Origin of the sequence: uncultured Abyssibacter sp., assembly GCF_964000955.1 — a bacterium.
Classification (GTDB): domain Bacteria; phylum Pseudomonadota; class Gammaproteobacteria; order Nevskiales; family OUC007; genus Abyssibacter.
On record NZ_CAXFCL010000332.1, the window covers coordinates 1 to 10,531 of the forward strand.

The following is a 10,531-nucleotide window of genomic DNA, read 5'->3' on the forward strand; positions in this document are numbered from 1 at the left end:
CGTGATCCTGATCGGCGAGGTCCGCGCGCGGGAGACGATGGAATACGCGATCAACTTCGCCGAGACCGGGCATCTGTGCATGTCGACGCTGCATGCCAACTCGTCCAACCAGGCGCTGGATCGCATCATCAACTTTTTCCCGGACGAAAAGCGCGAGCAGTTGCTGATGGACCTGTCGCTGAACCTGCGCGGCATCATCTCGCAGCGGCTGGTACGGCGCGAAGGCGGCGGGCGGGCGGCGGCGATGGAGATCCTGCTCAATTCCCCGCTGATTTCCGACCTCGTGTTCAAGGGCGAGGTGCACAAGATCAAGGAGGTCATGGCCAAGAGTCGGGAGCAGGGGATGCAGACCTTCGATCAGCACCTGTTCGATCTCTACGAAAACGGCACCATCAGTCTCGAGGAGGCGCTGCGCAATGCCGATTCCAAGAACGAACTGCGGCTGCGGGTCAAGCTGGAAAGCAAGCGCGCCGAGAAGAATCTTGATGAAGGGCTGGGCGCCCTGTCGATGATGGATGACGACGATGCCGCGATCTCGGCGTCACAGCGGGGGCGTGGCTGATGGCGGACTCTTCGGCCACGCCGGGCATCGTTCCGTATCTGAAACTTGCCGTTGAAAAGCAGGCCTCCGACTTGTTCTTCACGACCAATTCGCCGGTGATGATCAAGATCAACGGCGAGATGCACTCCGTCGGCAAGACGGAACTGACCTCGGCGCAGATTCGCGAACTGGCCAACGGCATCCTTACACCGGAACAGCGCGCGGAGTACCAGGAGGAACTGGAACTCGATTTCGCGACCCAGGCCGGTGGTCTTGGCCGTTTCCGCGTGAACCTGTTTCACCAGCGTGGCCGGCCGGCAATGGTGCTGCGCTACGTCCGCAACGCGATCCCGACCCTGGACGAGCTCGGCCTGCCGGAGACGCTCAAGGACCTGATCCTGGAAAAGCGCGGCATGATTCTGATGGTTGGCGCGACGGGTTCGGGCAAGTCGACGACGCTGGCGGCGATGATCAACCATCGCAACGAGAACGCGTCGGGTCACATCCTCACGGTCGAGGATCCGATCGAGTTCGTCCATCCCAACAAGCGGGCCATCATCAACCAGCGCGAGCTGGGACAGGACACCAAGAGCTACGAGCGCGCGCTGCACAGCGCCCTGCGCGAGGCGCCCGACGTGATCCTGATTGGCGAGATTCGCTCACGCGAGACCATGGAATCCTGCGTGCAGCTCGCGGGCACCGGGCATCTGGCCATCTCCACGCTGCACGCCAACAACGCGTACCAGACGCTGCAACGCATCATCAACATGTACCCGGATTTCCTCCGGGCGCAGTTGTACATGGATTTGTCGCTGAACCTGCGTGCGGTGATTTCGCAGCGCCTGGTCAGGCGCAAGGAGGGCGGACGGACCGCGGCGCTGGAAGTCATGGTCGTCACGCCGTATATCGCCGAACTGATTCTGCGGGGCGAGGTGGACAGCATCCGCGAGGCGATGGCGGAGTCGTCCGACTCGCGCATGCAGACCTTCGACGATGCGCTTTACGACCTGTACCAGTCCGGCGAGATCTCGATGGAGGAGGCGCTGTCCAACGCGGATTTACGCGCCAACCTGGAAACGCGGATCAACTTCGGCAGCTGACATTCGGTTTCCTCTGTTGCGGCGGTCAGTCGCGTTGAGCGGGACCTGATACGATATGTCCAATTGTACAGGTCTGCGACATGCTCATCACCATCGATACATCGGCGCTCATTGCGGTGGTCACGTACGAAGCTGGCCGTGACCGAGCACTTGAGTTGACGGCCGGTCGCAGTTTGATTGCCCCAAGCTCAGTGCATTGGGAAATGGGCAACGCCTTTTCCGCCATGATCAAGCGTGGTCGCGCCACGTTGGAGCAGGCGACAGGCTGCTTGGATGCGTACGCGGAAATTCCTATCAAGCTCGTCGAAGTCAACCTGAATCAGGCGTTGGTGTTGGTCGAGAAGCATCGCATTTATGCATATGACGCCTACCTTCTTGTATGCGCCATGCAATCCAATTCACCACTTCTCACCCTCGACCAACCCCTCAGACAGGTGGCTGAGTCCCTGGGCATCAAGGTCCTGGAGGTCTAGCTCATGAAGGTATTCACATTTTCCGAGGCGCGGCAGAAATTTTCGTCCGTGCTCGATTCCGCCCAGCTCGAAGGGGCTGTAAAGATTACGCGCAGGGATGGTCGCGCGTTCCTGATTCGCCCCGTCGAGGAGTCGCCGTCTCCTCTCGACGTCAAGGGCGTGAAGCTCGAACTGAGTCGCGAGGAGATCGTGAATGCAGTCCGTGAAGGTAGGGAACGAGAAGGTCGCGGTTAACTGAAGCGGCCAACCTCTTGCTTCACAGACGTTCCTGCGACGCTTACGCTGCGTCGCGTTCGTCGTCCGTGTCGTCCTCGCCGGCATCGATCAGCGTGTCGTCGAAGTCGATGTCGTCCATCTCCTCGGTCGATGGCAGCTTGAAGCCGGCCACCGATTCACGCAGCTTCACCGACAACGCGTTCAGGTTCGACACGGCCGCAGCGGTCGTGTCGGAGGCGACCTGGGTCTGACCGGCGATGTCCTGAATCACTTCGATGCGACCAGCAAGATCCGCAGCCGACTGCGTCTGCGCACGGGCATCCCGGGAGATGTCGAGAATCAGGCGGGAGAGGTCGGTCGATGAGGCCTCGATGCGGTCCAGGGCCTCACCGGCCTCTTCGGAAAGCTGCGCGTTGCTGACCACGTTGGTGGTGCTGCGTTCCATCGACACGATGGCCTCGTTGGTGTCGGCCTGAATCGTCTTGACCAGGGTTTCGATCTGGCGTGTTGCGTTACCTGCGCGTTCGGCCAGCCGCTGCACTTCCTCGGCGACGACGGCGAAACCGCGGCCGGCGTCACCGGCCATCGCGGCCTGGATCGATGCGTTCAGGGCCAGCGTGTTGGTCTGTTCGGCGATGTCGTTGATGAACTCGATGATGTTGCCGATTTCCTGCGAGGACTCGCCCAGTCGCTTGATGCGCTTCGCGGTCTCCTGAATCTGATCCCGCAGCGTGGTCATGCCGTCCACGGTCCGGCGCACGGTTTCCGACCCGCTGTGGGCGGTTTCCATCGACGCCTGGGCGTCCTTCGCCAGTTCGTCGGCGCGGTGCGACACCTGCTGCATCGACTCTGACATGTCGCCGATGGCCGCCGATACGCTGTTGATCTCCTCGGTCTGACGGCGTGATGCCACGTTCAGCTGCTGCGTCACCGCCTCGGTGCCCGTTGCCGACTGGGTGATCTCGTCGGAGGTCGCGGTGATCGTGCCGACCAGGCTGCGCAGCGTGTCGATGGTGTAGTTGATGGAGTCGGCGATCGCGCCGGTGAAGTCCTCGGTCACGGTGACGTCCACGGTGAGGTCACCGTCGGCCAGTGTGGTGATCTCGTCCAGCAGGCGCAGAATCGCTTCCTGCTGCGCGGCGTCGGCCTCCTCCAGTTCGCGGGCGCGGGCGCGGGCCTGACGCAGGAGCACGGTCACGAAGATGACCAGGAGGACGACCGTGACCCCGCCGAGCACGTAGCCGTGAATCGAGTCCAGCGTTCGGCCATCGCGGTACTCGATGAACGACTGCTGGAGGTTGTTCTCCGCGGTGAATTTCACGTTGTTCCGCAAACGCGAAATTTCGGCGGCTGCGGCCTGGACCATGGCCAGTTCGCCGGCCTCCTCGATGATGGTTGCCACGCTGCCCTGGATTCGCTGCATCCCGACCAGCGCATCGGAAAGGGCGGCATCGACCGTCGGAGTGGTCGCCGGCCGGAAGCCGAGATCTTGACCGTTGATCAGTTGCTGCAGCGCGCCGGACAGCGTCGCGACGGACGCGTCCAGTTCGGCGGCCAGTGCATCGGCATCGTAACCCTGGCGCGTCACGGCGTTGGCCTGTTCGACCAGGTTGTTCGCGCCGATCACCAGGCCGGTGAGCAGGGTCAACTGCTCGGCCGGTGCCCGGCGGTTCGCCAGTTCGGAAATCGAGGTCTCCAGCGGCGCTGTTACCTCGGGGACCGTGGTTGCGATGATGTCCGCTTCCTGCTGGATCAGCACGTAGGCGGCGCGGCGGTCGAGAATCTGGTCGATGGCGTCGGACATCGGCTGGAATTCCGCTTCCAGCGCGTCGATGTTGTCCTGCAACGCCACCGGCGCCGGCGGCAGTTCGATGAACTCGTCACCCTCGCGCAGCGCGAACAGGTTGTCTTCGAAGGTCAGTCGCAGACCTTCCATGTTCCGGGTGTCCGGCGCGAGCCCGCGGGTGATGTCATCGGCCAGCCGGGCGATGTTCTCCGCCACGGCGCTGGAGTCCACGGCCAGGGTGATGTAGTCGCGGTCCCACTGGGCGACCTGGTTCACGCGGTAGAGAATGAACAGTGCCGCCGCGATCGAACTCATCGCGAGAACGAGAAGAATGATCGCGATCTGGGTTCCCCGGACCCGGGTGATGCCCTCAGCCATTGTGCTACTCCGTCGGCCGTTCCTAGCCGTTGATAACGCCGTTCACCTTCGAGATCAGCTCGGATTCCTTGACCGGCTTGACGATGTACTCGCGTGCCCCCTGACGCATGGCCCACAGCTTGTCGGTTTCCTGCGACTTGCTGCTGATCACGACGATCGGAATCGACGCCGTCTCGGCGCCGCGGGACAGCGTGCGTGTGGCCTGGAATCCGTTCATCCCGGGCATGACCACATCCATGACGATGACGTCCGGCTTTTCGGATGCCGCTTTCTCGATCGCGGCTTCACCGGTCAGCGCTTCCAGGACCTCGAAGCCGTTTTTCTCCAGCATTTTTCGCAGGTTCGTGATGTCGGTCGGCGAGTCGTCAACCAGAAGAACGCGCGGCATGGTTTCCCCCATCAACTTCGGTGTTCGTTTTCGCGCGCCCGTGAGTCCGGCCCGCGCTGATCTTGAATGTGCTCAAGGCAACACTGATTGATTCGCGTTCACTCCGCCCGGACTTGCGCCAAAACCGGCTCCGTCCTGGTGGTTCGAATCATCCGTGTTTCCTCATACCCCCGCCGCATCATACAAGAACGCGGGTTCGCGAGAAGCCGGTCAGTCGCATGGCAGGTGTTGACCGGCGCGCCACACATCGTCCACCCGCCATGTCAGCGGGATATCTTGGAATGGCGTGATTCCGGCGGCACTGCGGAGCTGGGTGATCGTGGCCGGAGCACTGGTCGGTTTCAGCAGGACGCCCGAGAGTGGTTCCCCTGGTGACAGCGCGGGCGGAGCCAGTCCCAGGATTCGCGCCGGCGTGTCGATCAGCAGTCGTCGGACGCGGTCGTGGCTCCAACCCTGTGTCTGCGCCAGCGTAAGCACGGCTGGCAACAGGTATTCCAATGTCGATCCCCCGGGTTCCGTCATCGGGAACGGGTCGGTCTTGGCGTTGAGATCCTGAGGCTGGTGATCGGAACAGATGGCATCGACGGTGCCGTCCGCCACGGCCCCAATCAGCGCCTGCCGGTCGGTCTCGGTCCGCAGCGGCGGGTCCAGACGGTAGGCCGGATCCAGGCCTTGCAGCGACTCGTCCGTCAGGAACAGCTGGTGCGCCGACACATCGCAGGTCACGGCGACGCCGTCCTGTTTCGCTGCGGCGATCAGCGCGACGGCACGGGCCGTGGTGATACGCCCGAGATGCACGCGGCAGCCGGTGTCGCGCGCAAGTTCCAGCGCCACCGCGGTTCCGATGGCCTCGGCACTGGCCGGAATGCCGGTCAGCCCGGCCAGCATCGCCGGGCGCCCGGCATGCGCCACACCCTGACCGGCCAGATCGGCATGAACAGGGTCAAGGTGCACGGTGCAGCCGAGGCCCGAGGCGTATTGCAGCGCCTGGCGCAGCAGACTGGCGCGCGGCAGCCGGCGTGGCTGGGCGACACCGATGCAGCCGGCGTCCAGCAACGCATCCAGATCGGCCAGCGCCTCGCCAGCCAGCCCCTCGGTCAGTGCGCCCAGAAGCTTGAGACTGACGTCCGCGTCACGGCCCCGATCGTCGATCCAGTCGACAACCGCTGGCTGGTCGATCACCGGCTTCGTGTCCGGCGGCAGGCAGACGGTGCCGATGCCGGCGCGGATCGCGGCCGCGGTTTCGCTGGCGATGGTGGCCTTGTGCGTGGCGCCGGGTTCACGCAGGCGGGCGCAGAGATCGATGGCCAGTGGCAGGAACAGCCCGCCTTCACCATCGATCACTCTGGCGTCGGGTGAGCCGTCCGGGGGCGTGATCAGGCAACCGTCGGCAATCCACAGCGTTTGGACCTGACCGTCGCTGAGCGTGACGTTGCGCAGGCAGATCAGATCGCTCATGACCGGTGCGCTCCGATGATCATGGCCATCACCGCCATGCGGATCGCGACGCCGTGGCTGACCTGCTCGAGAATCACCGACTGATCGCCGTAGGCAACCGGCGCGGCGATTTCCACGCCGCGGTTGATCGGCCCCGGATGCATCAGCAGCGCGTCCGGCTTGGCGTAGCGCAGCGTGCGTTCGTTGAGTCCGAAGCTGCGGTGGAAGGCCGATCCGGCGGGCAGGTAGTGACCCGTCATGCGCTCGCGCTGAAGGCGCAGCAGCATCACCACGTCCGCGCCGTCCAGGCCGCTGCGCAGGTCGTGATGAACGCTGACGCCGAATGCATCGAGTTCCGGGGGCACCAGGGTCTTCGGTCCGACCACGCGAATGTCGCTCACGCCCAGCGCCCGCAAAGCGTGGATGTCCGAGCGCGCGACCCGCGAGTGCAGCACGTCGCCGACGATGGCGACGCTGAGGCCGGCCACATCCGGCTTGTGGCGCCGGATGGTGAACACGTCCAGCAGGCCTTGCGTGGGATGGGCATGGCGCCCGTCGCCGCCATTGAGAATCGCCACGCCGGGCGCGGCATGTTCGGCGAAGAACTCCGCGGCGCCGCTTTGTCCGTGGCGGATCACGAACATGTCGACGTGCATGGATTCCAGTGTCTTCAGCGTGTCCAGCAGGGTTTCACCCTTGGTCGTGGACGAACTGCTGCCCTCGATGTTCAGCACGTCGGCCGACAACCGGTGCGCCGCGAGCTCGAAGGCGCTGCGTGTACGCGTGCTGGCTTCGAAGAACAGGTTCACGACGGTGCGGCCGCGCAGCAGCGGCACCTTCTTCACGTCATTGCGGGTGACCGGCACGAAGGATTCGGCCGTGTCGAGGATTTCGGTGATCAGATCGAGGCCGAGTCCTTCCGTGGTCAGCAGGTGGCGCAGGCGGCCGTCGGCTGTGCGCTGGATGTCGGCGGCGGCGCTCACGCGGTGGACTCCAGCGACAGGCGAAGGGGCTCTGGTCCGGACAGGCGAATATGGCCGCCGGGTGGCAGCGTCTCGACCACCTGGCCGACCACGTCCGGCGCGATCGGCAGTTCCCTGCCGGGTCGGGTGGCGAGCACCGCCAGGATGATCCGCTCCGGGCGGCCGTAGTCAAAGATCTCGTTCATCGCCGCTCGAATCGTCCGTCCGGTGTGGAGCACGTCGTCCACCAGCACGACCACGCGGTTGTCCACCGGGACCGGCAGATGGCTGGGTCGGACCTGCGGATGCAGCCCCATGCGGCTGAAGTCGTCCCGGTAAAAGCTGATGTCGATGGTGCCGAACGGCGCATCCGGCGTGATTCGCCGCGCCAGCGCCTCGGCCACCCAGGCACCGCCGGTGTGGATGCCGATGATGACGGGATTGGCCTCACGGATGCCCATGGCCTCCAGGTCGGACGCCATGGCGTCCAGCAAGGTGGCGACGTCGGGAAAGTCAGCCACGACCGAGCCAGTCGGCGAGGATTTGCGCGGCGGCAACGGCGTCGCGACTTTGGCCCGCGACAGGTTGCAGATCGGCTTCCAGGGAGGTCATGCGTTCTTCGGCCGGGTGGACGGGTAGATGATACCGGCCTTTGAGGCGTCGGCAGAAGCGTTCGGCCGCTTCCGTCATCGGCTGGCGCTCGTCATCCAGGGTCAGCGGCACGCCGACGACCAGCCCGACCGGTCGCCACTGCTCGATCAGATGCGCGATGCGTGTCCAGCGTTCACGCGTCTGGTTGTCGACGGTATCGATCGGTCGGGGCGCTCGGGAGATCGTGTCGCCGACCGCCACACCGATGCGTTTCTCCCCGTAGTCAAAGGCGAGGTAGACGCCGGCGGGAGGCTGGAGTGGCCCGGATGACCGGGGGTCAGGCGTGGCCGGCATCCGCGGACAGAATCATCGGGTCCAGCCCGAGCAGCCCGAGCGAGGCTTCCCAGCGCTCCGGTGGTGCGGTGGAGAACAGGATCTGCTGATCGGCCGGCGTGTTGAGCCAGGCGTTGTGCAGCAACTCGTCCTCCAGCTGACCGGCATCCCAGCCGGCGTAGCCGAGCGTGATCAGATACTGCTCGGGGCCGTTGCCGAGGCCGATGGCTTCGAGAATGTCGCGCGACGACGTGATCGCCAGCGTGTCGCTGACCTGGACGGTGGACTCCCAGTCGGTGCCGGTCGTATGCAGCACGAAACCGCGTTCCGGCTGCACCGGGCCGCCCCAGAACACCGGGGCCTTGTCCAGCTTCATCTCGCAGGGAACGTTCATGTGGTCGAGCATGCTGGCCACGGACAGATCGGAGGGCCGGTTGATCACCAGCCCCAGCGCGCCTTGCTCCGAATGTTCGCAGAGAAAGGTCACGGTCTGTTCGAAATGCTCATCGTGCAGACTGGGCATGGCGACCAGAAACTGATTCTTGAACTCGCTGCCTGATGTCATGATCGGCAGTATCACGCCGTGACGCGCGTGACCGCAAGCGCGGCTGCGGCGTGCGACCCAGCTTGTTCAGCCCGGTTCGCCGCCGCCCTCCCGCTCGGTTTGCAGTCGTTCGCAGAGGGCGCCGGCCAGCCAGCCGGTCAACGCGCCGAACAGCATCGCGGCCGTCAGCAGCACGGGCAGCAGGGTGAGCAGCCCGGGGTGGGGGATGAACACGGCGTAGGCCACGCAGAACTGTCCGCCCATGTGTGCGCAGGCCGCGGCGACGCCCAGTCCGATCGGGCCGAGCCGAACCGGGCGGGCGACGTGGTTCCAGCCGGTCATCAGTGCCAGCACGGCGAGGCTGCCCAGTGCGCCCGACAGGCTCAGCAGGAAGGTCGGCGTGAGAAAGCTGCCGATGAGCAGGCTGCCGACCAGGACGCGCAGCAACTGCACCCAGATCGCGGCGCGCAGGTCGTGGCGTAGCAGCACGACCAGCGTAATCACGTTGGCCAGCCCGGGCTTGATGCCCGGGATCGGCGTCGGCACCCCGGCCTCGAGGATGTGGATCACGATCGCCAGCGCCGCGAAGCCGGCAATCTGGTGGTCGCGCAGGGTAGCCCGCAGGAAGATGCGGCGCTTCACTGGCTGATGCCGTCGTAGCGAGGGTCCGACGCCGCCATCGAGACGCTGACGCGATTGGGCAGGCAGGCGGTGGCGTCGTGGGCATCATGCAGCCAGCCGGAGCGGATGCAGACCTTGTGTCGGCAGGGCGAGCGCAGGAAGCGGATACGACCCCGGCTTACCTCCAGCTCACTGTCGCCGAGACGCCCGGTAACGACGAGCCGGTCGTCGACATGCAGGGGGATGCGCAGCGGTTCAGCGTCGTCCACCTTGACCAGCGCATGTGTCGGAGCGGCCGCCGTCGGCGCCCAGAATCGTGCGTAAAGCCCGCCGATCACCAGCGCCAGCACCGCGATCAGCACTACATCGGCCGGAGTCGGGCGGGGGCCGGTCACCGTGTGTTCGTGTCGGGGGCGAATTCCACTTCCGACAGCCACTCGGCCCGATCCATGAAGCCGGGCGTGGCATGGATGCGGCCGTCGGAATCGACCAGCATGGCGTATTCCAGCGCGAACTGATCGACCAGCACGTCAAAGTGGTCCACGCCGCCGACGAACAGGGCCGTGGCCAGCGCATCGGCCAGTGCCGGGTCCGTGTGGATCACCGTGCTGGACTGCGCGCCGGTCGCCGGTTCCCCGGTTCTGGGGTCGAGCAGATGGTGATAACGACGCCCCTGGTAGTCGAAGTAGCGTTCGTAGTCGCCGCTGGTGAACACGGCCTCGCCGTCGCGCAGTTCCAGCCCGACCAGCAGGCGCGGCGCATCCGCTGGCGGCCGCGGGTGACGGACCGCGATGCGCCATGGACGACCCTTGGCATGGCCGATGACCTGCAGGTCGCCGCCGGCGTTGACCATGGCGTGGTCGATGCCGGCCGCCTTCAGGGAGCGCAGCGCGGCGCCCACGGCGGCGCCCTTGGCGATGGCGCCGAGATCGAGCCTCAGTCCCGGAGCGTCGGCCGTCAGCACGTCATCGACCAGTGTCGCCTCGGTGAGCCTGTGCGGCTGGTTCATCGCGGCGGCCAGCGTCTCCGGCGGTGGCGGCGAGTCGCGGAAATGCTCCGCATCATCGAAGCCCCAGACCTGCACCAGTCGGCCCAGGCCGGGATCGAAGGTGCCATTGCTGTCCTCGGCGATGGCCCTGGCCTTGCTCACCAGGGGCAGCA

At 65.3% G+C, this 10,531-nt stretch carries 14 protein-coding genes; 4 read left to right on the plus strand and 10 right to left on the minus strand.

The window, feature by feature from the left end:
• The 4 genes from ABNS06_RS16120 to ABNS06_RS16135 form a co-directional block, all read left to right on the plus strand.
• Positions 1–562 (plus strand): ATPase, T2SS/T4P/T4SS family (locus ABNS06_RS16120; protein WP_348675627.1); only part of this gene is annotated, 562 nt, incomplete at its 5' end.
• Positions 562–1,641, plus strand: a complete 1,080-nt coding sequence (locus ABNS06_RS16125; RefSeq protein WP_348675628.1) for a PilT/PilU family type 4a pilus ATPase — start codon at positions 562–564, stop codon at positions 1,639–1,641. The genes ABNS06_RS16120 and ABNS06_RS16125, both read left to right, overlap by 1 nt.
• An 80-nt stretch (positions 1,642–1,721) precedes the next feature.
• The gene (locus ABNS06_RS16130) at positions 1,722–2,114 is read left to right on the plus strand and encodes a type II toxin-antitoxin system VapC family toxin (protein ID WP_348675629.1); all 393 of its coding nucleotides are present in this window, start codon (positions 1,722–1,724) and stop codon (positions 2,112–2,114) included.
• A gap of 3 nt (positions 2,115–2,117) precedes the next feature.
• On the plus strand, positions 2,118–2,348 hold the full coding sequence (locus tag ABNS06_RS16135) for a type II toxin-antitoxin system Phd/YefM family antitoxin (RefSeq protein ID WP_348675630.1): 231 nt from the start codon (positions 2,118–2,120) through the stop codon (positions 2,346–2,348).
• 43 nt (positions 2,349–2,391) lie between these two features.
• Here ABNS06_RS16135 and ABNS06_RS16140 read toward each other — a convergent pair whose 3' ends face one another.
• The 10 genes from ABNS06_RS16140 to ABNS06_RS16185 form a co-directional block, all read right to left on the minus strand.
• Positions 2,392–4,494 (minus strand): methyl-accepting chemotaxis protein, encoded by a 2,103-nt coding sequence (locus tag ABNS06_RS16140; protein WP_348675632.1) that lies wholly within the window; start codon positions 4,492–4,494, stop codon positions 2,392–2,394.
• 22 nt (positions 4,495–4,516) lie between these two features.
• A complete protein-coding gene (locus ABNS06_RS16145; protein WP_348675633.1) occupies positions 4,517–4,882 on the minus strand; it encodes a response regulator in 366 nt (121 codons plus the stop codon).
• Positions 4,883–5,092: 210 nt separating this feature from the next.
• Positions 5,093–6,340 (minus strand): dihydroorotase, encoded by a 1,248-nt coding sequence (locus ABNS06_RS16150; protein WP_348675634.1) that lies wholly within the window; start codon positions 6,338–6,340, stop codon positions 5,093–5,095.
• Positions 6,337–7,302: an aspartate carbamoyltransferase catalytic subunit gene (locus ABNS06_RS16155; protein ID WP_348675635.1), complete on the minus strand. Its 966-nt coding sequence runs from the start codon at positions 7,300–7,302 to the stop codon at positions 6,337–6,339. Before ABNS06_RS16155 ends, ABNS06_RS16150 begins: the two co-directional genes overlap by 4 nt.
• Positions 7,299–7,802, minus strand: coding sequence for a bifunctional pyr operon transcriptional regulator/uracil phosphoribosyltransferase PyrR (pyrR, locus tag ABNS06_RS16160; protein WP_348675636.1), 504 nt, complete (start codon positions 7,800–7,802; stop codon positions 7,299–7,301). The genes ABNS06_RS16155 and pyrR overlap by 4 nt, the downstream gene beginning before the upstream one ends.
• Positions 7,795–8,226 carry a Holliday junction resolvase RuvX gene (gene ruvX / locus ABNS06_RS16165; RefSeq protein ID WP_348675637.1) on the minus strand — a complete coding sequence of 144 codons (432 nt, stop codon included), beginning with the start codon at positions 8,224–8,226 and terminating at the stop codon, positions 7,795–7,797. The genes pyrR and ruvX overlap by 8 nt, the downstream gene beginning before the upstream one ends.
• Positions 8,210–8,770: a YqgE/AlgH family protein gene (locus ABNS06_RS16170; RefSeq protein WP_348675638.1), complete on the minus strand. Its 561-nt coding sequence runs from the start codon at positions 8,768–8,770 to the stop codon at positions 8,210–8,212. The genes ruvX and ABNS06_RS16170 overlap by 17 nt, the downstream gene beginning before the upstream one ends.
• Before the next feature lie 66 nt (positions 8,771–8,836).
• Positions 8,837–9,391, minus strand: coding sequence for a Gx transporter family protein (locus ABNS06_RS16175; RefSeq protein WP_348675639.1), 555 nt, complete (start codon positions 9,389–9,391; stop codon positions 8,837–8,839).
• Positions 9,388–9,765: a NusG domain II-containing protein gene (locus tag ABNS06_RS16180; protein ID WP_348675640.1), complete on the minus strand. Its 378-nt coding sequence runs from the start codon at positions 9,763–9,765 to the stop codon at positions 9,388–9,390. The genes ABNS06_RS16175 and ABNS06_RS16180 overlap by 4 nt, the downstream gene beginning before the upstream one ends.
• The coding region (locus ABNS06_RS16185; protein ID WP_348675641.1) for an FAD:protein FMN transferase at positions 9,762–10,531 on the minus strand (770 nt) is incomplete at its 5' end. The genes ABNS06_RS16180 and ABNS06_RS16185, both read right to left, overlap by 4 nt.